Annotated in this window: 24 protein-coding genes and 1 other annotated feature; of the genes, 22 read left to right on the top strand and 2 right to left on the bottom strand. The window is 38.3% G+C overall.

Annotated features, from left to right (window positions below; genetic code table 11):
• Positions 1-26 precede the first annotated feature (26 nt).
• From cps2T to ACEE44_RS04795, 13 genes are all read left to right on the top strand, one after another.
• Entirely contained in the window at positions 27-1,175 is a 1,149-nt protein-coding gene (cps2T, locus tag ACEE44_RS04855) for a beta 1-4 rhamnosyltransferase Cps2T (RefSeq protein ID WP_449171448.1), read from the top strand.
• Complete coding sequence (locus ACEE44_RS04850) at positions 1,172-2,101, top strand: glycosyltransferase family 2 protein (protein WP_449171447.1); 930 nt, start codon at positions 1,172-1,174, stop codon at positions 2,099-2,101. The genes cps2T and ACEE44_RS04850 overlap by 4 nt, the downstream gene beginning before the upstream one ends.
• 2 nt (positions 2,102-2,103) lie before the next feature.
• Positions 2,104-2,910, top strand: a complete 807-nt coding sequence (locus ACEE44_RS04845) for an ABC transporter permease (protein WP_172029209.1) — start codon at positions 2,104-2,106, stop codon at positions 2,908-2,910.
• Positions 2,910-4,133 (top strand): ABC transporter ATP-binding protein, encoded by a 1,224-nt coding sequence (locus ACEE44_RS04840; protein ID WP_172029208.1) that lies wholly within the window; start codon positions 2,910-2,912, stop codon positions 4,131-4,133. Before ACEE44_RS04845 ends, ACEE44_RS04840 begins: the two co-directional genes overlap by 1 nt.
• Positions 4,134-4,141: 8 nt before the next feature.
• A complete protein-coding gene (locus ACEE44_RS04835; protein ID WP_449171446.1) occupies positions 4,142-5,371 on the top strand; it encodes a polysaccharide pyruvyl transferase family protein in 1,230 nt (409 codons plus the stop codon).
• Positions 5,372-5,379: 8 nt separating this feature from the next.
• Positions 5,380-6,627 (top strand): rhamnosyltransferase WsaF family glycosyltransferase, encoded by a 1,248-nt coding sequence (locus tag ACEE44_RS04830; protein ID WP_449171445.1) that lies wholly within the window; start codon positions 5,380-5,382, stop codon positions 6,625-6,627.
• Positions 6,620-7,597, top strand: coding sequence for a glycosyltransferase family A protein (locus ACEE44_RS04825; protein ID WP_449171444.1), 978 nt, complete (start codon positions 6,620-6,622; stop codon positions 7,595-7,597). The genes ACEE44_RS04830 and ACEE44_RS04825 overlap by 8 nt, the downstream gene beginning before the upstream one ends.
• Positions 7,598-7,604: 7 nt before the next feature.
• Complete coding sequence (locus tag ACEE44_RS04820; protein WP_449171443.1) at positions 7,605-9,092, top strand: DUF2142 domain-containing protein; 1,488 nt, start codon at positions 7,605-7,607, stop codon at positions 9,090-9,092.
• 20 nt (positions 9,093-9,112) lie between these two features.
• Complete coding sequence (locus ACEE44_RS04815) at positions 9,113-10,393, top strand: lipopolysaccharide biosynthesis protein (protein WP_449171442.1); 1,281 nt, start codon at positions 9,113-9,115, stop codon at positions 10,391-10,393.
• Between the two features lie 59 nt (positions 10,394-10,452).
• A complete protein-coding gene (locus ACEE44_RS04810) occupies positions 10,453-11,232 on the top strand; it encodes a glycosyltransferase family A protein (RefSeq protein WP_248033299.1) in 780 nt (259 codons plus the stop codon).
• Positions 11,233-11,240: 8 nt separating this feature from the next.
• The gene (locus tag ACEE44_RS04805; RefSeq protein WP_248033298.1) at positions 11,241-11,939 is read left to right on the top strand and encodes a glycosyltransferase family 2 protein; all 699 of its coding nucleotides are present in this window, start codon (positions 11,241-11,243) and stop codon (positions 11,937-11,939) included.
• Complete coding sequence (locus tag ACEE44_RS04800) at positions 11,939-12,268, top strand: DUF2304 domain-containing protein (protein WP_248049572.1); 330 nt, start codon at positions 11,939-11,941, stop codon at positions 12,266-12,268. The genes ACEE44_RS04805 and ACEE44_RS04800 overlap by 1 nt, the downstream gene beginning before the upstream one ends.
• 166 nt (positions 12,269-12,434) lie before the next feature.
• The gene (locus ACEE44_RS04795; protein WP_172091680.1) at positions 12,435-12,923 is read left to right on the top strand and encodes an EbsA family protein; all 489 of its coding nucleotides are present in this window, start codon (positions 12,435-12,437) and stop codon (positions 12,921-12,923) included.
• Here ACEE44_RS04795 and ACEE44_RS04790 read toward each other — a convergent pair.
• Positions 12,912-13,106, bottom strand: coding sequence for a ferredoxin (locus ACEE44_RS04790; protein WP_332413120.1), 195 nt, complete (start codon positions 13,104-13,106; stop codon positions 12,912-12,914). The genes ACEE44_RS04795 and ACEE44_RS04790 overlap by 12 nt on opposite strands.
• Positions 13,107-13,156: 50 nt before the next feature.
• Here ACEE44_RS04790 and ACEE44_RS04785 point away from each other — a divergent pair, with 50 nt between their 5' ends.
• From ACEE44_RS04785 to tnpA, 6 genes are all read left to right on the top strand, one after another.
• Positions 13,157-13,660: an SAG1386/EF1546 family surface-associated protein gene (locus ACEE44_RS04785; protein ID WP_105125293.1), complete on the top strand. Its 504-nt coding sequence runs from the start codon at positions 13,157-13,159 to the stop codon at positions 13,658-13,660.
• A gap of 8 nt (positions 13,661-13,668) precedes the next feature.
• Complete coding sequence (gene cmk / locus ACEE44_RS04780; RefSeq protein ID WP_449171441.1) at positions 13,669-14,346, top strand: (d)CMP kinase; 678 nt, start codon at positions 13,669-13,671, stop codon at positions 14,344-14,346.
• Between the two features lie 26 nt (positions 14,347-14,372).
• Positions 14,373-14,501, top strand: a sequence feature (ribosomal protein L20 leader region).
• A 40-nt stretch (positions 14,502-14,541) separates the two neighbouring features.
• The gene (infC, locus tag ACEE44_RS04775) at positions 14,542-15,048 is read left to right on the top strand and encodes a translation initiation factor IF-3 (protein ID WP_105118085.1); all 507 of its coding nucleotides are present in this window, start codon (positions 14,542-14,544) and stop codon (positions 15,046-15,048) included.
• A 27-nt stretch (positions 15,049-15,075) separates the two neighbouring features.
• Entirely contained in the window at positions 15,076-15,276 is a 201-nt protein-coding gene (gene rpmI / locus ACEE44_RS04770) for a 50S ribosomal protein L35 (protein ID WP_012027223.1), read from the top strand.
• 43 nt (positions 15,277-15,319) lie between these two features.
• Positions 15,320-15,679 (top strand): 50S ribosomal protein L20, encoded by a 360-nt coding sequence (rplT, locus tag ACEE44_RS04765; protein WP_012028296.1) that lies wholly within the window; start codon positions 15,320-15,322, stop codon positions 15,677-15,679.
• A gap of 238 nt (positions 15,680-15,917) precedes the next feature.
• Positions 15,918-16,391: an IS200/IS605 family transposase gene (gene tnpA, locus ACEE44_RS04760; RefSeq protein WP_449171440.1), complete on the top strand. Its 474-nt coding sequence runs from the start codon at positions 15,918-15,920 to the stop codon at positions 16,389-16,391.
• Positions 16,392-16,601: 210 nt separating this feature from the next.
• On the opposite strand, the gene ACEE44_RS04755 is transcribed toward tnpA, so the two are convergent.
• A complete protein-coding gene (locus ACEE44_RS04755; RefSeq protein ID WP_449171439.1) occupies positions 16,602-18,785 on the bottom strand; it encodes an LTA synthase family protein in 2,184 nt (727 codons plus the stop codon).
• 114 nt (positions 18,786-18,899) lie between these two features.
• On the opposite strand from ACEE44_RS04755, the gene ACEE44_RS04750 reads away from it, so the two are divergent.
• Genes ACEE44_RS04750 through aroC form a run of 3 tightly spaced genes read left to right on the top strand, consistent with a single transcriptional unit; the run spans position 18,900 to position 21,903 of the window.
• Positions 18,900-20,063, top strand: a complete 1,164-nt coding sequence (locus tag ACEE44_RS04750; RefSeq protein ID WP_449171438.1) for a class I SAM-dependent methyltransferase — start codon at positions 18,900-18,902, stop codon at positions 20,061-20,063.
• The gene (gene aroD / locus ACEE44_RS04745) at positions 20,060-20,734 is read left to right on the top strand and encodes a type I 3-dehydroquinate dehydratase (RefSeq protein WP_332412612.1); all 675 of its coding nucleotides are present in this window, start codon (positions 20,060-20,062) and stop codon (positions 20,732-20,734) included. Before ACEE44_RS04750 ends, aroD begins: the two co-directional genes overlap by 4 nt.
• A gap of 2 nt (positions 20,735-20,736) precedes the next feature.
• The gene (gene aroC, locus ACEE44_RS04740) at positions 20,737-21,903 is read left to right on the top strand and encodes a chorismate synthase (RefSeq protein ID WP_449171437.1); all 1,167 of its coding nucleotides are present in this window, start codon (positions 20,737-20,739) and stop codon (positions 21,901-21,903) included.
• The last annotated feature ends 7 nt before the right edge of the window (positions 21,904-21,910 follow it).

Genomic DNA, 21,910 nt, shown 5'->3' with positions numbered 1-21,910 from the left:
GAACTGCAATTTGATGGAGAGGATACATGAAACACATTTTTATCGTCGGTAGCCGTGGTTTGCCTGCCCAGTACGGAGGTTTTGAAACCTTTGTCGAGCAACTGGTTTCCAACCAAGTAAGCCCCAATATCCGCTACCATGTGGCCTGTCTCTCGGACAGCAGTCACCATCAGCATTCAGAATATAAGGGAGCCGATTGCTTCACGATCAATCCTCCCAAACTAGGCCCGGCTCGCGTCATTGCCTACGACATGATGGCCATTTCCTATGCGCTAGAACTGGTGAAAGCTCAAAGTATGGAAACTCCTATTTTCTATATTTTGGGAAATACCATAGGTGGCTTCATTGCTCCCTTTGCCAAGAAGATTCACTCTGTGGGGGGAAGGTTATTTGTCAATCCTGACGGGTTGGAATGGAAACGTAGCAAGTGGTCCAAACCTGTCCAATCCTATCTAAAATATGCTGAAAAGCTCATGGCAAAACATGCAGATTTGCTGATTGCCGATAATGAAGGTATTGAAGACTACATTCAGACTGCCTATCCAGGAACAAAAACACGTTTTATTGCTTACGGAACGGATTTAAGTCCGACAGATTATCAGTCAGATAGCCAAGCTGTTTTAGATTTTTTTGGACAATGGAACTTGATTGAAAAGGGCTATTATTTGATTATCGGTCGTTTTGTTCCTGAAAATAATTATCTGACAGCTATCAAGGAATTCATGGCTAGTTCGACCGAGCGTGATTTGGTCATCGTTGCTAATCATGTAGGCTCTGCCTATTTCCAAAAGCTTGAAGAGGAAACAGATTTTTCACGGGATAAACGGATTAAATTTGTCGGAACTGTCTATGATAGCAACCTGCTCAAGTATCTTCGCAATCAATGCCGTGCCTATATTCATGGACATGAAGTGGGCGGAACCAATCCCAGCCTACTCGAAGCACTTGCCCAAACCAATGAGAATTTAGTTTTAGGGGTTGATTTTAACCAGAAAGTAGCCCTGAATGGCGCTCATTATTGGTCTAAGGAGCAGGGTAATCTATCTCAACTGATTGACAGGATTGACAGAGAAGTAGAAGCAGAAGAACTTGGACAGATTGCTAAAGAGCACATGAGCACTGCTTATACTTGGGAAAAGATAGTCCAAGAATACGAGGAATTATTTTTGCAATGAAAGTAAATATACTGATGTCGACCTACAATGGTCAACAGTTCTTGGCTGAGCAAATTCGCTCTATCCAGGACCAGACCTACACAGATTGGACATTGTTGGTCCGAGATGACGGGTCTAGTGACAAGACCAGGGCTGTACTTCAAGATTTTGCAAGACAGGACAGTCGCATCCGCCTGATAGATGTTGAAGAACAAAGAAATCTAGGAGTGATAAAAAGTTTTCATCGCCTCCTTCGTTATGAGAAGGCTGACTATTATTTTTTTAGTGATCAGGATGATGTCTGGTTGCCTGACAAGTTGGAAGTAAGTTTGCGGGAAGCCCAATCTTATCCGGCTGACCAGCCTATCATGGTTTATATGGATTTGACCGTCGTCAACCAAGACTTGCAAGTCATGACCGAGAGTATGATCCGTTCCCAGTCCCACCACGCCAATACTGAGTTGGTGCAAGAATTGACAGAGAATACGGTGACTGGTGGTGTTGCCATGATCAACCATACCCTAGCAGAGCTGTGGTCTGAAACAGAAGACATTTTGATGCATGACTGGTATTTAGCTTTGTTGGCCTCGGCTTTGGGTAAACTGGTTTTTATTGACAAGCCTGGAGAACTCTATCGCCAGCATGCGGATAATGTTTTGGGAGCTAGAACCATTTCTAAACGATTTAAAAAATGGATTCGTCCCCATATTTTATTCAAGGTTTATTGGGACTTGATTAAAAACAGTCAAAAACAAGCCAGCTTTTTGCTTGATAAGCCCTTATCACCGGCTGATAGAGAGTTAGTTCAAGCCTTTGTGACCATCATGGATAAACCTATGCTAGAACGCTATCAGACTTTGAAGAAGTATGGCTTGAGAAAAAATAAGGCTTTTCACACCTTCGTGTTTACAACACTGATTGTGACAAAATTTGCTTATAAGGAATAGTTATGAATTTATTAAATAAAGAAAACCAAATTCTCTTAAGAGAGATGGTTAAAACTGATTTTAAATTACGTTACCAAGGGTCTATCATTGGACACCTGTGGTCAATTTTAAAACCATTTATGATGTTTACAATCATGTATTTGGTTTTTGTGCGGTTTTTAAAATTTGATGATGGAACACCCCATTATGCTGTCAGTTTATTACTTGGAATGGTGACTTGGAACTTTTTTACAGAAGCTACAAATATGGGGATGCTTTCCATTGCAGCGCGCGGTGACTTATTGCGTAAAATTAGCTTTCCCAAAGAAATTATAGTTATTTCATCGATTATTGGTGCGGCAATCAACTATGGAATAAATATTGCAGTAGTTATGCTTTTCGCCATTATCAATGGTGTACAGCTTGATTTTGGTGTGTTGATGTTATTGCCAGCATTTGTAGAGTTAATTACTTTGGCAACTGGACTGGCATTCATTTTGTCTAGCTTTTTTGTAAAATATCGTGATATGGGACCGATTTGGGAAGTAGTCTTGCAAGCAGGGATGTACTCGACACCAATTATTTACTCCATCACCTATATCATACAAAGAGGGCATACTGGGGTAGCCAAGATTATGATGATGAATCCTATTGCTCAAGTTGTACAAGATCTTCGACATCACATTGTCTTTGATGGGGCGACAATTTCATGGGATATTTATGACAATAAATGGATGGTAGCTATTCCATATCTCATATCTATTGTAGTATTTATTATTGGATTTACAATCTTTAAAAAGAATTCTAAGAAATTTGCGGAGATTCTATAATGTCAAACAAAGAAATTGCATTGAAAGTTGAGTCAGTAAGCAAGACTTTTAAACTACCAACCGAATCAACTCAAAGTTTGAGAACGACATTGGTAAACTATTTTAGAGGAATCAAAGGCTATAAAGAGCAGCAGGTGCTGAAAGATATATCTTTTGAAGTAGAAAAAGGGGATTTTTTTGGAATTGTTGGTAGAAATGGTTCAGGGAAATCTACACTATTGAAAATTATTTCACAAATCTATGTTCCTGAAAAAGGAAAAGTAAGCGTAAATGGTACACTTGTTCCCTTCATAGAACTAGGAGTTGGTTTCAATCCGGAGCTAACAGGGAGAGAGAATATTTATTTGAACGGAGCCCTTCTTGGTTTTACACGGTCAGAAATTGACGCTATGTATGATGACATCGTAGAGTTTGCTGAACTTGAAGAATTCATGGATCAGAAACTAAAGAATTATTCGAGTGGTATGCAGGTACGTTTGGCTTTTTCAATTGCTATTAAGGCAGAAGGTGACATCTTGGTACTTGATGAAGTCTTGGCTGTAGGGGATGAAGCTTTTCAGAGAAAATGTTTTGAGTATTTTGCCAGTCTAAAAAAACAAAAGAAAACAGTTATTTTGGTCACTCATGATATGGCATCTGTGCAACGTTTTTGTACAAAGGCCATGATGATTGATTCGGGAGAAATTTCTATCATTGGCGATCCCAATATGGTTGCAGGAAAATATACCTTACGTAATGTAGAGCACCGAACCGATAGTAAGAAAGTTGAAGGAGAAACTGTAGAAAAAGGTGAAAAGCGGAAAAATAGTATTGATGTTTTATCAATTCGAACCAAAAATTCGAGCAAAGCAACCGATACTTTTTATCTAACGGATGATATTTTGGTCGAGGTGAAATATAAAGTAAATAAGCCTTTAACCTTTACTATAGGAACTTCTTTTAGAGATTACGGGGATAATTTGGTTGCAGGAATAGGAAGTATAGCAGATATGGCTCTTCTGAATAAAGAAGAAGGTGAATATCTAGCTGAGTGCAGAATTCCAGCATCACAATTTATCAAGGGTGAATATTCTGTAAATGTTTCATTTTGGAGTGATACACGTGAACTTCTTGGATATGAAGATATCACAATGGAAGGAAATCCGCCTAAGATAAATATTGTGGAAGCAAATGTTGCTCGCAGTGGTCAATTTAATGCTCAAGGCACTTGGAGTGAAATTTAGGAGATAGTATGGAATATAAGTTCGCGCTATTAAATTATTCAACAGAGAATATTGGTGATGAAGTTCAAAGCATCGCCGCTAGACGTTTCCTACCACGCATTGATGAGTATGTTGATAGGGATAAGTTGGCGGAGTGGGAACCAAATCAACCAACAAAGTTAATTATGAATGGTTGGTATAATAGAGATCCGAAGGGATGGCCACCTAAGAATAGTGACCTTTTAAAACCGCTTCTGACTTCTATACATGTTAGTGTGAAGGATGATGCGGTTAGAGAGGCATTTGAAACGACTGAAAGTTTAGAATTTCTTAAAAAAAATGGTCCTGTTGGGGCGCGTGATGAACAAACGCTAGAGTTTTTCAAGCAACAGGGATTAGAAACCTATTTTTCTGGATGTGTTACTTTAACTTTGCAACGTGATCCGGACATTAAGAAACAAGACTTCATTTTAGCTGTAGATGTTCCTAAAGATGTCGTTAAAAAAATGCGAGAATCAACTAAACGTGAAGTTATCGAATTATCGGTATACCATTACCCATTTTTGGAAAATGAGGAACGTTTTAAAGTGGCGGAGTACATACTAGCTCTTTACCAATCAGCCCATGCAATTGTAACGACGAGGTTGCATTGCTTTATGCCATCATTGGCATTTGAAACACCTGTTCTTCTAATCAAGGATTCAGAAAAATATGAACCTGCACGTTATGGTGGTTTAGATACTTTGCCACATAGTTTGACTGATAAAGAATATATTGAACATCCTGAGAAGTATCCACTTGATAACCCTCTTCCAAATCCTACAGAATATCAAACTATTCGTGAGGAAATGATAGAACGGATACAAGGGTTTACAGGTTGTTCAAATAATGCAACTTTTCGAACATTACCATTGAGTGAGTTTCCACTAAGTATTTCGGCTATTCGTATTTTCGCATTTACTTGGTCATCCACCTTTAAGAAAGCTTTATTGGAAGGTGATGTTGCTTGGGATGAGGAAAGAATAGCAGATTTTGAACGGATAGTAGCTGAGCAGGCAGAAGAAATTTCAATTTTGAATACTACGAAACAGGAGTTGTATCAGGATATTAAATCTTTGAATAATGAGATTGTTAGTAAAACCACTGAAATTGACTATCTTACAAATGTAATAAAAAAAATAGAAGACTCACTTTCATGGAAATTAACCAAGCCTCTTAGGGAAATGAAGAGTGTATTGAAAAAAATTATAAAAAGATAGGTGAAAATATGAACATTTTCGGAAAAGTCTTTAGGACATATAAGAATGAAGGCTTGCGCGCTGTTAGTCGAAAAGTTTATCAACAGTTGACCTCAACTAGACAGAACATCCAAGTTGGAGGAAGTGTACCTTCAAAAATTGATATGAATACTCTGCCACAAATGCCACAATTTGTCGATCTAGCTACTGCAGACTATATCAATTATCCATATATCAAACCAGAAAAGTTAGATAAAGAATTTCTAAATATTGCTTGGGTATCTCCACCAGTTGGACCAGGCGGAGGCGGGCATACGACTATCTCACGTTTTGTAAAATATTTACAAAGTCAAGGACATCATATAACATTTTATATCTATCATAACAACACAATTCCTCAATCAGCCAAAGAAGCACAAGATATTTTTTCGCGTTCTTATGGTATTGATGTTGATGTTGAAGAGTTAGAGGATTTTAAAAATCAAGACCTTGTATTTGCAACAAGTTGGGAAACTGCTTATGCAGTCTTCAATCTTCAAGGGGAACGTTTACATAAGTTTTACTTTGTTCAAGATTTTGAACCAGTTTTCTTTGGTGTAGGGTCGCGTTATATGTTGGCTGAAGCAACCTATAAATTTGGTTTTTATGGTATTACCGCAGGAAAATGGCTTGTAAGTAAAGTTGGACAATATGGGATGCAATCTGACTACTTTGATTTTGGTGCGGATATTGATATTTATAAGCCAAAATCCCCTATCGTTAAAAAGAAGAAAATTGCCTTTTATGCTCGTGCCCATACGGAGCGTAGGGGATTTGAAATCGGAGTAATGGCTTTAAAGATTTTTAAAGAACGTCATCCGGAATACGAAATCGAATTCTTTGGTCAAGATATGTCTAATTATGATATTCCTTTTGAATTCGTTGACCGCGGTATTTTAAATAAGGCGCAATTAGCAGAGGTTTATCACGAAAGTGTAGCTTGTCTTGTTCTCTCTTTAACAAATGTTTCATTATTACCATTGGAACTTTTGGTGGCTGGTTGTGTACCAGTCATGAATGATGGAGATAATAATCGTATGGTACTTGGTGAAATTGATGATATTCTCTATACAGAAGCCTATCCTGTGGCCCTAGCGGAAAAACTTTGCCAGGCTGTTGAGCGTTCCGATATCAATGAACATGCTAAAGAAATGAGCGATAAATATACGGGGCTATCTTGGGAAGAGAGTTATAAAAAAGTTGAAATGATTATTCGTCGAGAGGTTTTGAATGGCTAATCAATTGAAAGCGACGGTGTTTATTCCAGTTTATAACGGAGAACGGGACCATTTAGAAGAAACATTATCTGCTTTATACCGTCAAGTCACAGATTTTAAGTGGGATGTTTTAATAACAGATTCAGGTTCTTCTGATAATTCGGTTGCAATTATCAATCATTTTTCTGAAAAATACGGTAATCTCCGTCTTCTTCATTTATCAAAGGAAGAATTTTCGCATGGGAAAACTCGCCAAATGGCTGCTGAGATTAGTCAAGGTGAAATAATGGTCTATCTTACTCAAGACGCAGTTCCTCATAATGAGCAGTGGTTAGCGGAAATGGTAAGACCCTTTGCGATGCACTCGGATATCGTGGCCGTATTAGGAAATCAAAAACCACGTCATTACTGTTTTCCAGCGATGAAGTACGATATTCTAGCGGTATTTAATGAACAGGGCGTATCTGATTCATTGACTGTCTGGCAAAGATTAGATGAGAGCCAAAGAGGAAAATATACGAAAGAATCTTTTTATAGTGATGTGTGTTCTGCTGCCCCACGTCGATTTCTAACTGAAAAAATTGGTTATCGCCCTGTAGCTTATTCAGAAGATTACGAATACGGGAAGGACATATTAGATGCAGGCTATATCAAGGTTTATAATGCAAAAGCAATTGTTGAGCATTCGAACGATGTGCGACTATCGGAGTATAGACGACGAATTTTCGATGAAACATATAATGTTCGTTTAAACAGTGGTATAACAAATAAGGTTTCTATTTTCTCGGTTGTTACAAATGTATTCAAAGCAAGTTTGAAAGATAGTGTAAAAATTATTTCTGATAAAGATTATAATTGGAAAAGAAGAATGTATTGGCTTTTGGTTAATCCACTCTTTCATATTGAAAAATGGCGAGGTATTCGTCTGGCGAATCGTGTTGATTTAAACCAGGATATTTCGCAACATTCTTTAGAAAAGAAGAAAGGGTAGAAGTGGTATGCAAATACAAAAAATAGTGATGGAGAAATTACGTAATATCTTCATTGGAATTTTCTTAGTCTTTTTCGCACAACTTACTTTGCCAATTCTATTTGAGTGGAAAATCAATTTGAATTTTTGGTACATTGTAATTGCTATTGTTCTCTATTTTTTATTAGTAGATTTCAAAAATCCTGAAAAAATAGCTCGAAATGCTTTTCTTCTCATTTTGTCTTTTGGAATTGTTATTGCTTTGATTCGACCAGTTCAATATGCTTTGGATGAAGAATCCCATTTAGAAAATGCAATTGGGATTTCTGACAGTTTTCTATTTGAATACAGTGATGAAACAATTTCTGATTATGATTCTGTCTTTTTACATGACGGTATTCGTAATCAAGCAAACTTCAGGGGAGATGATTACTGGTATAATGTAGAGCATCAACCGAGTAAAATTGCAGGTGTTCCGAAATCTTTTGATAATCCTTCTTTTTTACCAGGGGCAATAGGCTGGAATATTGGTCGTTTGGTTTCAAATAAGGTTTATATCTCGTACTACATAGGGAGAATAGTCCATGTATTAGCCTATGCGCTATTAGTGTTCCTCTCTATTAAGATTAGTAAAGTATACCAAAAAATGCTTTATTTAATGGGGACACTACCATCTGCTCTTTATGTGGTTTCTGGCTACCACTATGATTATTTATATTATGGTGCTTCACTTATTTTGGTTGCTTTGCTTACGAATGTTTTGGCTCGAAAAGAAAAAATTACCTCCAAGTTTGTTGTCAAATTTCAAAGTTTAGTGCTTTTATTCGTTTTTTCTAAGTTTCCTTTTGTTCTGTTAGGAACCTTATTAACCTTCTTACCAAAAGAATACTTTGCCTCTAAGAAAGCAAGGATACTAGGAGTAGTATCGTTCTTTCCAGTCATTCTATTTGCTGTAATTTATTCAGGGATCTTAAACATATTTAATTTTTCTGGTTCGGTGACGGGAGAGAGTCCTGGATTAGGTTACTTTTTGAAGCATCCGTTACCAATTATTAGAACTATGCTTAGCGCACCAGAGGCAATCTTAGAAAACTTTATTCGACGTCCTCTTCAATATATTAGTCATGATTCGGGGCTACTATTTACAGCTACAACACTAATTGTGTTATCGGTACTATTTGTACTTATTCTTTGTACACGCATCACAGTACCTAAGATATGGGGAACATATACAGTGTTGCTTATGTTAGGGATTACCTTTTTGATGGTATATGCAATTACAGGAGATCCTCGTGTATATAATCCTGGCAATATTTCTGTCGGTGGAGTGCAAGGAAGATACTATTATTTTATGATCTGTCTAATCCCATTGTTTTTGGGAAATTGGTTGAACTCTTTTATACCGATTATCCAACCAAGTGAGGAAGTGGATCGTAAATTGACGATTGCTATTCAATATCTTTTGTCATTTTTAGTAATCTTTACAGTAAGTGTTGGGTTCTATACTCAAATTTAACAAGGTGAGAAGGAGATAACTTGAGAGGAGAAACTAAACCAATAGTAGGTATTAAGTATCAATATTTTTGGAATATGCTTGGGACAATTAGTTCGACAGCTGTTTCTATAGTGCTACTTTTAATTGTATCAAGATTAACATCTCCGAGTATTGCAGATTCTTTTAGTATTGCTTTTACGCTGGGACAACAGTTTTTAGTGATAGGCTTATTTGGAGTTAGAAACTTTCAAGCTACAGATGTTAATGAGAGCTATTCATTTAGTGCCTACTTTCTTTCTAGAGTAATGAGCATATTACTAATGTTAGTTAGTTTAATGCTTTATTTGAATGTGACAGGCTTTACTAATGAAAAATATTGGATAATCGTTTTCATGGTTCTTTATCGTGCGTGTGATGCCATTTCAGATGTCTATCAAGGAGAGTTTCAACAAAAACAGCGTTCGGATCTAGCAGGGAAAGTTTTATTCTACCGTAGCTTGTCTACTGTTGTTATGTTTGTTCTAGTTTTGTTAGTTACTGGTAATCTTTTAGTAGCTACGATTTCACTTTTTCTTACTAACTTAATATTGTCCTATTTCTTAGATATTAGATATTATCAATTAAACTTCTCCAGAAGTAGTTTCGAAATTAACTCTAGTTGGCAAGGCAGTTGGAATATCCTTAAATTATGTTTGGCTCTATTTATTAGTAGCTTTATCATCAATTACATTTTTAATTTACCAAAAATTATTATTGATAGTTTTATAACTGTAGGACATCTTGGAGAAGGTTTGCAACGAGATTTCAATATTTTATTTATGCCAACATTTGTCCTTAATCTTTTACTAATGCTTTTAAGACCAATGTTAACAGAAATATCAATCTTTTTGCATAACGGTCAATTTAGTGCTTATAACAGACAGGTTAAAAAGATATTTGGTGCTTTAATAGGTTTACATCTATTAGTTTTAGTTGGAGGCTACTTACTAGGAATTCCAATGTTAAGTCTTATTTTTGGAGTAAACTTGTCACCATATCTATTATCATTTATTATTTTACTTGTTGGTGCTGGATTTAATGTCTATTCGGTAATGATTGATAATGTACTAACAATTCATCGCAAGCAATATTATCTACTATTCTCGACTATACTGGCGTTCATATTTTCTAGTGCAATAACTAAAGTGCTTATTAGTAAGTTTGCTATTTTAGGTGCATCTATTAGTTTTACTTTGACAATGTTGGTTTATTTCATGTCAAGTTTGCTGGTTTATCATATTGTTAATAGGAAGATAGCGAAAATGGAAATAAACAAAAAGTAAAACGTGGATACTGAGTTTTATTGAGACTTAAATTTATAATGTAGTATGGAGAGAAATTTATGGAAAATAATCACACTTTTGTGATTTGTGCTTATGGTGATAGTCCATATTTAGAAGAATGTATTCTTTCTTTGAGAAATCAAACAGTAAAATCAACTATTATTCTTTATACCTCGACACCTAGTGAGCACATTGAACACTTGTGTCAAGAATATTCAATTCCTTATCATGTGAAGCAAGGTGGTGGGATTGGTATTGATTGGAATAATGCTCTATCATTTGCCAATACTCGCTTTGTTACGATTGCACATCAGGATGACTTGTATAAAGAAAATTATGCTGAGAAAATTTTGTCTGAGTTCCGTCGGGATTTAAAGCATACAATTGTGTATTCTGACTATGTTGAGTATCGTGATGGTCGAGAAATAGAAGCGAATACAAATTTAAAGATTAAAACTTTAATGTTGAATGTGCTGTCCTGGTTTCCAAATTGGATGTTTTGGAGAAATAGGATTCTAGCTTTTGGCAATGCTATTTGTTGCCCAGCCGTGACCTATGATATGGATAAACTAAATGGTTTTCAGTTCGAAACTAAAATGAGAACAAATTTAGATTGGTATGCATGGTACGACATTAGTTCGCATTATCGCGGAAGTTTTGGTTATGTTTCTGATAAACTGATGTGCCACCGTATTCATCAGGATTCTGAAACATCAAACACAATTAGAGATAATGTCAGGACAAAAGAAGATATGGAAATGTATAGACTATTTTGGCCGGAATTCATGGTTAAAATTCTGATTTATTTCTATGAAAAAAGTCAAGAGTCTAATGGATAGGGGAGAATATGTTTAATAAGAAATCAGATACACTGATTATTATTCCAGCTTACAATGAAGAAGGTTCAATAGAAGCGGTTGTGCGAAATCTAGAAAAGAACTTTCAGGAATTTGATTACGTTGTTGTGAACGATGGTTCTAAAGATACAACTTCTGAAATTTGCCACCGAAATGGATTTAATATTATTGATTTGCCGGTGAATCTAGGTTTAACAGGTGCCGTTCAGACTGGTTTTAAATATGCCTACAAGATGGGGTATAGACAGGCAGTTCAGTTTGATGGCGATGGTCAACACCTTCCAGAATATGTTGGGGACTTAGTAGCCGAAATTCAAAAAGGTCAAGATTGTGTCATTGGTTCGCGGTTCGTATCTGAACCTAAAAATAATTCTTTACGTATGTTAGGTAATCGTCTTATCAGCTGGTCAATAAAATTAACAACAGGTCAAACGATTACTGATCCAACATCTGGAATGCGAATGTTTAATCAAGAGTTGATTAAGGACTTTGCATTAAATGTTAACTATACTCCGGAACCTGATACCATTTCTTTTCTGATTCGCCAAGGCTATAAGATAAAAGAAGTCCAAGTAAAAATGCTTGAAAGACAGGCGGGTCAATCCTATTTAACTTTATCTCGTTCAATTAAGTATATGATTCATATGTTCACATCAATTTTGTTGATACAAAATTTTAGGAGGAAATAATGGCTCTTCAATTTCAATTATTACTTATTGTGACAGCCGTTTTGACTTCGGCAGTTATTCTATTGAATATTCGAAAATCCAATATTCAAATAGAAGATAGTATCTTTTGGTTCTTTTTTTCAGGTATTCTAGTTATTTTTGCACTTGTGCCCCAAGCCATTGGTCAATTATCAGATTGGATTGGGATCGAATCCCCTGCTAATTTCGTGTTTTTAGCTATTATTTTTTTACTAATAGTTAATCAGTACCGTATGACATTAAAGCAAGCCAAATTAGAACTCAAACTGAAAGATCTTATTCAATATATAGCTATTGAAACTAAGAAGTAAGCTGGTTATTAGTTAAAGTACGACTATTGTTTTGTTTCAAAATCATTTCAATTGTTTTACGCTTCGACAAAGTTTGTCATGTAAATGTAATAAAAAATTTCAAAAACAAGAGATTTTCATAGGAAAATCTCTTGTTTTATGCTAGAATAATAGATGGAGGTCCAACATGATCAAAATTTTTGGTAAAATTCGTTACCATTGGCAACCAGAACTTTCCTGGGGCATTATCTACTGGTCACTTACCTTCATTCCACTTTTCATGAGCATGACCCTGTTGCTGGAAAAACTACGCGTGTCAGGAATATTTCTTTTACTAATATTTCTATTTTTACTCTTAGTAATCTTAGGATTACACAGGTATTTTGAAATAAAAGAAAGCCAATTGCGCATTGTATCGGCTAATTTATTTGCCATACAAGATATAGAAATTGCTCAGATAACCAAAGTGGAAGTTTCCTATATTGCTGTCCGCATCTTTTCCAATGAATTTCCTGAAGGAAAGGTCTATCATATGCGGAAATGGCCTAAAAAGTTTTTTGTTAATCATTTAGCCCTGCATCCCGCATTTTCTGGGGAAGTGGTTTTGTCTGACCATTTGTTGAAGCAAGATTACTTCGAAATTTATTATGCAAAAAAAGCCAAATCAATCAATTGAAATGGCTTTGGTAGGGCAGGATTTGATGGCTCCGAGTATGTCGGGAGTTAGGTCGCTATCTCTCTCTAGGTTCTTTCTATCTGAAAAAATCACAATACCGTCGTCATCATAATCAAACACAGGTGAATAGGTTTGGCATAGCCCACAGGCAATGCACCGTTCAGGAATAAGTTTTATTTTCATACTATTATTTTAATCATATTTTTAGAAAAAAACAAGGAGTTGTCCCGAGAATGTCACAAGAGCCATGGAATGAAGAAGTGTATCAAACAGCTGCAGCAAGTCGTAAAGACCGCTTGAGTAAAGGATTGGCAAGTACGAAAGTATTTACCGTACTGGCTATTATTTTCTTTATCATTGTCATCATTATAGGGGCAATTGCCTTCTATCTATCTGTTGGTGGCAGTAAGACGGATTCGACGAAAGAGTTTTACAATCCAAGCAATGCTGCTGTGGTAGCAGAAAGTTCAACTGTCCCTACGGAAACGACGACTGAAACAGAAGTCACAGAAACAGAGGAAACGGAAGTTATAGATACAGCTGAAACTACGGAAACCAGCTCAAGCTTGACAGAAGCTGCAGATGGTTCTACCCTAACAGTTCAAGCAGGGGAGGGAGTTGGAGCATTGGCGGCACGTGGTGGTATTTCCATTGCTGAGTTAGAGCGTTTAAATCCTGAAAAAATGGCGACAGGTTCTTGGTTGGCTCACCCAGGTGATATTGTCCGCATTAGATAAGAGGTATTATGAAATCCATTCAAATTGCTATTGACGGTCCTGCATCGAGTGGCAAGTCAACCGTTGCCAAGATTATTGCTAAAGATTTTGGCTATACTTACTTAGATACAGGAGCCATGTACCGTTCTGCGACCTATTTGGCCTTGCAAAATGGTATTGATGTCACTGACCAAGATGGTATTGTGACTTTACTTGCTCAACATCCTATTCGTTTTGGTAGGGATGCGCAAGGGCAACAACAGGTATTTGTTGGAGAGCAAGATGTTACCTTACCCATTCGGGATAATCAAGTAACTAACAATGTGTCGGCAGTTGCGGCACTTCCCTTGGTACGAGAAGAGTTGGTTCGCCTGCAGCAGGAGATTGCCCAAGCGGGTGGCATTGTTATGGACGGCCGTGACATTGGTACAGTCGTCTTGCCTCGAGCTGAACTTAAGATTTTCCTGATTGCCTCAGTAGAGGAGCGTGCCCTTCGTCGTTTTAAGGAAAATACGGAACGTGGCATCGAAACAGACTTGGAAATCTTGAAAGAGGAGATTGCGGCTCGTGACCTGAAAGACAGTACTCGGGAGGTTTCTCCCTTGAAAGCTGCAGACGATGCCATTACATTTGATACGACAGGAGTGTCTATCCAAGGTGTAGTGCAATTTATTTCAGAAAAAGCAAAAGAAATTCTTGACAAGTAGTTTTAGACATGTTAGAATAGTCCTATTGAGAAAAGCAGAAGTGAGAACTTCTCGCCTTGCGACTAACGTTGTCTGGCTCTACGGATTAAGATTTCTTCGGAAAGAATAATGGTGTAGTGCGGACTTGTGTAGCAAGTCCGTTTCGTTTTTCTCGAAAAATATAAAATGAGGTGAAAAGCCATAGCAAAGCAAGATTTGTTCATCAATGATGAAATTCGAGTGCGTGAAGTTCGTCTTATCGGTCTTGAGGGTGAACAGTTGGGAATCAAACCGCTCAATGAGGCTCAGGCCATTGCTGATAGCGCCAACGTGGATTTAGTATTGATTCAACCACAAGCTAAACCGCCAGTAGCGAAAATTATGGACTACGGTAAGTTCAAATTTGAATATCAGAAGAAACAGAAAGAACAACGCAAGAAACAAAGTGTTGTCACTGTAAAAGAAGTGCGTCTAAGCCCAGTTATTGACAAAGGGGACTTTGACACAAAACTTCGTCATGCCCGTAAATTCCTTGAAAAAGGAAACAAGGTTAAGGTTTCGATCCGTTTCAAGGGTCGTATGATTACCCACAAAGAAGTTGGAGCGAAAGTATTAGCTGAGTTCGCCGAAGCAACCCAAGATATTGCTATTATCGAACAACGTGCTAAGATGGACGGACGTCAAATGTTTATGCAATTGGCCCCAGCTTCAGATAAAAAATAAGCTTTTTACGCTAAAAGGAGAATTAAAATGCCAAAACAAAAAACTCACCGCGCATCAGCTAAACGTTTCAAACGTACAGGTTCTGGTGGATTGAAACGCTTCCGCGCTTATACTTCACACCGTTTCCACGGTAAAACTAAAAAACAACGTCGTCACCTTCGTAAAGCAGGTATGGTACATGCTGGTGACTTCAAGCGTATCAAATCAATGCTTACAGGTTTGAAATAAGCCGACTTACTAGAATTTAGATTATTATTTGGAGGAAAATTAAATGGCACGTGTTAAAGGTGGCGTTGTTTCTCGTAAACGCCGTAAACGTATTTTAAAATTAGCTAAAGGTTACTACGGAGCTAAACATCTCTTGTTCCGCACTGCGAAAGAACAAGTAATGAACTCTTACTACTATGCATACCGTGACCGCCGTCAGAAAAAACGTGATTTCCGTAAATTGTGGATCACTCGTATCAATGCGGCTGCTCGCATGAACGGTTTGTCATACTCACAATTGATGCACGGTTTGAAATTGGCTGAAATCGAAGTAAACCGTAAAATGCTTGCTGACTTGGCAGTGAACGATGCAGCAGCATTCACAGCTCTTGCTGACGCAGCAAAAGCAAAACTTGCTAAATAAGCTCTAATTAGAAGAACTTAGAACTATCTCTAAGTTCTTTTTTTGTTTACTGTTCAAAAAGAAGCCATCGACACATTTCATGTTCGATGGCTTTAATGTTATGGCTTCGAGCCAGTTTTTCTCGTAGAGAAAAACAAGAAAACCACCAGCTATGCTGGTGGCTGACAAGGCTTTGAGCTTCCATTTCTTTTTCCTGTTATAATCTAATTGTTCAGGTTAGATAAAGGAGGAAAAAGAAATGGCTAAAACCAGTTACAGTTTATCACAGACCAAATGGATGTGCAAATATCACATAGTTTTCACACCTAAGTACCGTAGAAAATCCATTTACTACAAAATTAGACAGGACTTAATTGATATTTTCCGTCATCTATGTCGATACAAAGGCGTGGAATTTATTGAGGGACACATGATGCCAGACCATGTTCATATGCTTGTCTTGATCCCACCGAAATTTTTGATTTCCGATTTTATGGGATATTTGAAAAGTAAAAGTGCTCTAATGATATTTGATAAACATGCTAATTTAAAATATAAGTATGGAAATCGAAAGTTTTGGGCTAGAGGCTACTATGTTAGTACCGTTGGGTTGAACGAAAAGACAGTTGCGAAATACATTCGCGAGCAGGAGAAAAATGACATTGCACTTGATAAATTGAGTGTCAAAGAGTATGAAGATCCATTTTCAGATGGCAGTTTTAGAACAAGATAAAAGCCCGTTGTTACGGGCATTAGTCAAGTAATTATAGCACTAACCTGAACGAAGTTCAGCGAACGTCTTTAGACGTCGCTGGAGAGAAACGGCTTACAGCCGGTGTACAAGCCACCCGTTTTCACGGGTGGTTATGACTTTATTGGGCTTGTCTAGACCATATGGTTGCGAAGTAATTGATGATAAATTTAATATCGAATGTGTTCCCAATTATTCGGATGCGCTTGATGTACTAGTGGTTGTTGATGCTTCTGTCCCCGAATTTGTAGACTGAGAGGTTGAACTGCTACCATGTAGTTCGAGGTAACTTGGTGCATTAAATAAATCGACAGTTGATTTATTACCATTTTTACTAAATAAACTGGTTGATTTAGCCCCAAGCTCGTTTTCTAGTGCAATCTCAGCGGCCAATGAATCAATGTAGTTGTATTGGCTAGCATCTAAAGCAGGCAGGCCGTTATCAAAGAAACGAATGAGGTCCCCAGTTTGAATGGCATCACTAGCAGCAAGTTGGGCAGAGGCTGCTTCCTTGATGGCATCAATTTCTTTCAGGGTTGTTTCATCTGGATTGGTAATTTCGATACCTGTTTCGGTATAGAAAATCTTTCCTGCGTAGCTGGTGTATTTGGGTGTAATGAAGCTTCCTTCTGTACGGAGAGCCACGATTTGTTTGTTTTGAGGTGACAATAAATCCTGCCCGACTTGTAAGAATTGATTTGCCTTTATACCAAGTAGGTGTTCCAGTGTTGGTAGGGCGTCAATCTCACCTCCAAATGTATGGAAGATTCCACCGTTGGTCATGCCTGGGACGACAATCATATAGGGAACTCGTTGGAGCATGGCATTATTAAATTCTGTCCACGTTTGCGGGTCCTTATTCAAGAGCGGAGCCAAATCTGGATTTCGCGAATTAGAGATGCCATAGTGGTCGCCGTAGAGGACAATAACGGAATGTTCGTAGAGACCAGTTGCCTTCAAATAGTCAAAGAAGGACTTGATGGAAGTATCCAAATAATTGGCAGTTGCAAAATAGCCGTTAATAGTTTCATCATCCGTATCAGCCAGGGGAAATCCTTTCTCATCGCCAATCAAGCTGGTGGTATAAGGATAGTGGTTGGATACGGTGATGAATTTGGCATAAAATGGTTGCTGCATCCGTTCCAAATATTTGATAGAATCTGCAAACATGATTTTATCATTTAAACCATATTGGAATGAGTTTTCTTCAGTGGCTTCAGAGAAGTAGGATTGGTCAAAGAAATAGTTATATCCCCACTGTTTGTAGGTGTTATTTCTATTCCAAAAACTAGCTGAATTTCCGTGGAAGACAGCAGATGTATAGCCACCGTTTTGGGATAGGATATAAGGGGCTGCTTGCTGGGTATTGCTTCCACCATACTGGACCATAAAGGAACCTTGGTTTAATCCAAATAAGGAAGTTTCAATCATGGTTTCAGCATCGGAGGTTTTACCCGCCTTGACTTGATTGAAGAAATTGGAGAAAGCTAGAGTAGAGTTGGAATGATAGAGGGAATTGAGGAAGGGGGTTACTTCATACTCTGCTCCATTAACCTTTAGCTTGTAATCAATGACAAATTGTTGCAGGCTTTCAAGATGGAGATAGATGATGTTGCGTCCCTTGGCAATGCCGAAATAGTTATCATTGGGCTGGGCATAGTGTTCCTCAACATACTGTTTAATGGGTTCAAGGTCACTTGGATTGGCTCCTGAGCGATCCTTATGGGCTGTATAGGTCTGATGAGCATTATAACCTAAAAAGGCTGGCAAACCCAAGGCTCTGACGATATAGGTATTTGAAAAACCTCGTGTCAATAATTCAGGTCGATCAACTTCAGCCAAAAATAGATTGATGGAGAAGAGCAGGGTTGAGAATGCTGTTACAGCAAAGCTAGCCTTTGGATAGAAAGGCTGTTTATCCCAATTGACATTTTTTTGATAGAGAAGGACGCCAAAAGCGATAAAGTCTAGAAAATAGACTAGATCCCACGGTCTGAAGAGTTTAATAGCTGCTTCCCCAAGACCAGCAGAAACACTAGAAGTTGCCATCATGGTTGAGATGGAAATGTAGTCTGAAAATTCTCGGTAGTAAACAGCGTTGGAAAACAGCCAGGCGAAGAGCAGGAGATAGAGGCCGCTGGCCAGTACGTAAAATAGTTTAGTCTGTTTGGCGTATAGGGCCAGTCCTATTAAGAGTAGAGCGATTGGTAAGGGATTGAGAATGGCAATAAAATGCTGAAACAATCCTTGTAAATCTAAGCTAAAATCAACGTAGTAGGCCCAGAGGGTCTTGAGCCAATACATCACTAGAAGTAGGAGGACGAAGCCAAACCGAGTTTTGGAAAACTCTTTGACATAGTCAATTATTTTTTTCACAAATACACCTCATGGTCCTTTCTAAATCTCAGTTCATTATACCATAATTTTAAAATAAGCCTCAAAGTTTGGAGTTTTTTTGGAATATATGCAAAATCGTGTTATAATAAATATATGAAAATAAAGGTAAATCGAAATGTAGAGCAGAAGATTAACAGGGGCATTCAACTCCTAGATAGTGCTGATTTTTCAGGTTTTTCTGTGACAGAAGATAGGCTTGTTGACCTGGTTTCTGAAGCTGGGAAGTATCTTGGCGCAGCTTATCTTTCTCCTCAAAATAAAGGGATTGGCTGGCTGTATAGTCGCTCCAAAGAAGAAGTGACAGAAAGCTTCTTTGTGAACCTGTTCAGGAAAGCACGACAGAAGCGACATTATTTTTATCAGTCTGACTTGACCACTGCCTTTCGTTTGTTCAATCAAGATGGGGACGATTTCGGTGGTTTGACGGTTGACTTGTATGATACATATGCAGTTTTTTCCTGGTATAATACCTTTATCTATTCGAGGAAGGATATGATTATTACTGCCTTCCAAGAGGTCTTTCCAGAGGTGAAGGGTGCCTATGAGAAAATCCGTTTTAAGGGCTTGGACTATGAGTCAGCCTTTCTATACGGACAAGAGGCTCCGGAAAATTTCACTGTTTTAGAGAATGGAGTTGCCTATCAAGTTTTCATGAACGACGGCTTGATGACGGGTATTTTTCTGGACCAACATGAAGTCCGAGGTTCCTTAGTAGATGGACTGGCGGCTGGAAAATCACTGCTCAACATGTTTTCCTACACAGCAGCCTTCTCAATTGCTGCCGCTATTGGTGGGGCATTGGAAACAACTTCGGTTGACTTAGCCAAGCGATCGCGTGAACTTTCTAAAGCTCATTTTAAGGTTAATGGTGTAGAATTAGATCATCATCACTTTGTGGTCATGGATGTCTTTGAATATTTCAAGTATGCTAAGCGCAAGGGATTGAGCTATGATGTCATTGTCTTGGACCCACCCAGCTTTGCCCGTAATAAAAAGCAGACATTTTCGGTAGCTAAGGATTACCACAAACTAATTTCTCAGTCCTTAGAGATTTTAAATCCAAATGGAGTAATCATTGCATCAACCAATGCAGCCAATGTTACGGTTGAGAAATTCCGTCAGCAGATTGAGAAAGGGTTTGGTTCTCAAAAACATGGCTATTTGGCAGCCTATCGCCTACCAGCCGATTTTACAATCAATAAAAATGATGAAAGTAGTAATTACCTCAAGGTCTTTACGATAAGGGTAGAAAAATGAGAATAGTAGTACCTATTATGCCTAGAAATTTGGAAGAAGTAGAAGCTCTTGATGTGGGGAGATTAGCAGAAGCAGATCTCATTGAGTGGAGAGCGGATTACCTTCCAAAAGAGGATATTCTAAGAGTAGCTCCTGCCATTTTTGAAAAATGCAATGGCAAGGAAGTGATTTTTACAGTTCGAACGACCCGTGAGGGTGGCTATTTGGACTTAGCAGATCAGGAATATGTGAACTTGATTAAGGAAGTGGCTGCCCTCTATCAGCCAGACTATATTGATTTTGAATATTATTCCTATCAGTCAGTTTTTGAACAGATGTTGGAGTTTCCAAATCTTGTTTTGAGTTATCATAATTTTGATGAAACACCTGCTAACTATTTGGAAATCATGTCTGAATTGACCAGTCTTTCGCCAGCAGTAGTTAAAATGGCCGTCTTGGCAAAGAGTGAGCAGGATGTCTTGGATGTTATGAACTATACTCGTGGCTTCAAGACCTTAAATGCTGAACAGACCTTTGCGACCATTGCCATGGGTGAGCTAGGAAAAATCACACGTATTGCAGGGGTCATTACTGGTTCTTGTTGGACCTTTGCAAGTTTGGATGAAGTATCGGCTCCAGGACAGATGTCTTTGGCCAATACACGTAAGTTTTTGGAAATTTTGGAGAATTAAATATGCGTTATTTAACAGCTGGTGAGTCCCATGGACCACGCTTAACAGCCATCATCGAGGGAGTACCAGCTGGTCTTCCTTTAACTGCAGAAGATATCAATGCGGACTTGAAACGTCGTCAAGGTGGCTATGGTCGTGGAAGCCGTATGCAAATCGAAACTGACCGTGTCGAGATTACAGCCGGTGTGCGTCATGGTAAGACAACTGGAGCGCCAATTACACTTAATGTGACCAATAAAGATCATCAAAAGTGGTTGGATATTATGGCTGTAGAGGACATTGAAGATAAGCTTAAAAGCAAGCGTCGTATCAGACATCCTCGTCCGGGTCATGCTGACTTGGTTGGTGGGATGAAATACCGCTTTGATGATTTACGGAATTCTTTGGAGCGTTCTAGTGCGCGTGAAACAACCATGCGTGTGGCAGTCGGCGCCGTCGCCAAACGAATTTTGGCGGAGCTGGATATTGAAATCGCTAACCACGTTGTCGTTTTCGGTGGTAAGGAAATTGATGTTCCAGATGGCTTAACAGTCGCAGAAATTAAAGAGCGTGCAGCCAAGTCTGAAGTTTCTATTGTCAACCAAGAGCGTGAAGAAGAAGTCAAGGCTTATATCGACCAAATCAAGCGTGATGGTGATACCATTGGTGGTGTAGTAGAAACAATCGTTGGTGGTGTTCCTGTTGGTCTGGGTTCCTATGTTCAATGGGATAAGAAATTGGATGCTAAACTGGCTCAGGCAGTGGTTTCAATCAATGCCTTTAAAGGTGTAGAATTTGGTGTTGGTTTCCAAGCGGGTTACTTGAAAGGTAGTCAGGTCATGGATGAAATTCTTTGGTCTGAGCAAGATGGATACACACGCAGAACCAATAACCTAGGGGGCTTTGAAGGTGGTATGACAAATGGAGAACCATTGGTAATCAGAGGTGTGATGAAACCAATTCCAACCCTATATAAACCTTTGATGTCCGTTGATATTGACACGCATGAGCCGTATAAGGCGACTGTGGAGCGTTCTGACCCAACGGCTCTTCCAGCAGCTGGTGTGGTTATGGAATCTGTAGTTGCTACGACCATTGCAACAGAAATCTTGGAGAAATTCTCTTCTGATAACATGGAAGAATTAAAGGCTGCAGTAGCAAGTCACCGTGACTATGTTAGAAATTTCTAGGTCGACA

Source organism: Streptococcus sp. 32226D021BW (genome assembly GCF_053545015.1).
Note: the sequence above shows the minus strand (reverse complement) of the source record. Positions and strands in the feature narration are given on the sequence as shown.

Bases quoted from the DNA above. Each gene is read 5' to 3' on its own strand.
- cps2T (WP_449171448.1), top strand. From the start codon at position 27: ATGAAACACATTTTTATCGTCGGTAGCCGTGGTTTGCCTGCCCAGTAC.
- ACEE44_RS04850 (WP_449171447.1), top strand. From the start codon at position 1,172: ATGAAAGTAAATATACTGATGTCGACCTACAATGGTCAACAGTTCTTG.
- ACEE44_RS04845 (WP_172029209.1), top strand. From the start codon at position 2,104: ATGAATTTATTAAATAAAGAAAACCAAATTCTCTTAAGAGAGATGGTT.
- ACEE44_RS04840 (WP_172029208.1), top strand. From the start codon at position 2,910: ATGTCAAACAAAGAAATTGCATTGAAAGTTGAGTCAGTAAGCAAGACT.
- ACEE44_RS04835 (WP_449171446.1), top strand. From the start codon at position 4,142: ATGGAATATAAGTTCGCGCTATTAAATTATTCAACAGAGAATATTGGT.
- ACEE44_RS04830 (WP_449171445.1), top strand. From the start codon at position 5,380: ATGAACATTTTCGGAAAAGTCTTTAGGACATATAAGAATGAAGGCTTG.
- ACEE44_RS04825 (WP_449171444.1), top strand. From the start codon at position 6,620: ATGGCTAATCAATTGAAAGCGACGGTGTTTATTCCAGTTTATAACGGA.
- ACEE44_RS04820 (WP_449171443.1), top strand. From the start codon at position 7,605: ATGCAAATACAAAAAATAGTGATGGAGAAATTACGTAATATCTTCATT.
- ACEE44_RS04810 (WP_248033299.1), top strand. From the start codon at position 10,453: ATGGAAAATAATCACACTTTTGTGATTTGTGCTTATGGTGATAGTCCA.
- ACEE44_RS04805 (WP_248033298.1), top strand. From the start codon at position 11,241: ATGTTTAATAAGAAATCAGATACACTGATTATTATTCCAGCTTACAAT.
- ACEE44_RS04800 (WP_248049572.1), top strand. From the start codon at position 11,939: ATGGCTCTTCAATTTCAATTATTACTTATTGTGACAGCCGTTTTGACT.
- ACEE44_RS04795 (WP_172091680.1), top strand. From the start codon at position 12,435: ATGATCAAAATTTTTGGTAAAATTCGTTACCATTGGCAACCAGAACTT.
- ACEE44_RS04790 (WP_332413120.1), bottom strand. From the start codon at position 13,106: ATGAAAATAAAACTTATTCCTGAACGGTGCATTGCCTGTGGGCTATGC.
- ACEE44_RS04785 (WP_105125293.1), top strand. From the start codon at position 13,157: ATGTCACAAGAGCCATGGAATGAAGAAGTGTATCAAACAGCTGCAGCA.
- cmk (WP_449171441.1), top strand. From the start codon at position 13,669: ATGAAATCCATTCAAATTGCTATTGACGGTCCTGCATCGAGTGGCAAG.
- rpmI (WP_012027223.1), top strand. From the start codon at position 15,076: ATGCCAAAACAAAAAACTCACCGCGCATCAGCTAAACGTTTCAAACGT.
- rplT (WP_012028296.1), top strand. From the start codon at position 15,320: ATGGCACGTGTTAAAGGTGGCGTTGTTTCTCGTAAACGCCGTAAACGT.
- tnpA (WP_449171440.1), top strand. From the start codon at position 15,918: ATGGCTAAAACCAGTTACAGTTTATCACAGACCAAATGGATGTGCAAA.
- ACEE44_RS04750 (WP_449171438.1), top strand. From the start codon at position 18,900: ATGAAAATAAAGGTAAATCGAAATGTAGAGCAGAAGATTAACAGGGGC.
- aroD (WP_332412612.1), top strand. From the start codon at position 20,060: ATGAGAATAGTAGTACCTATTATGCCTAGAAATTTGGAAGAAGTAGAA.
- aroC (WP_449171437.1), top strand. From the start codon at position 20,737: ATGCGTTATTTAACAGCTGGTGAGTCCCATGGACCACGCTTAACAGCC.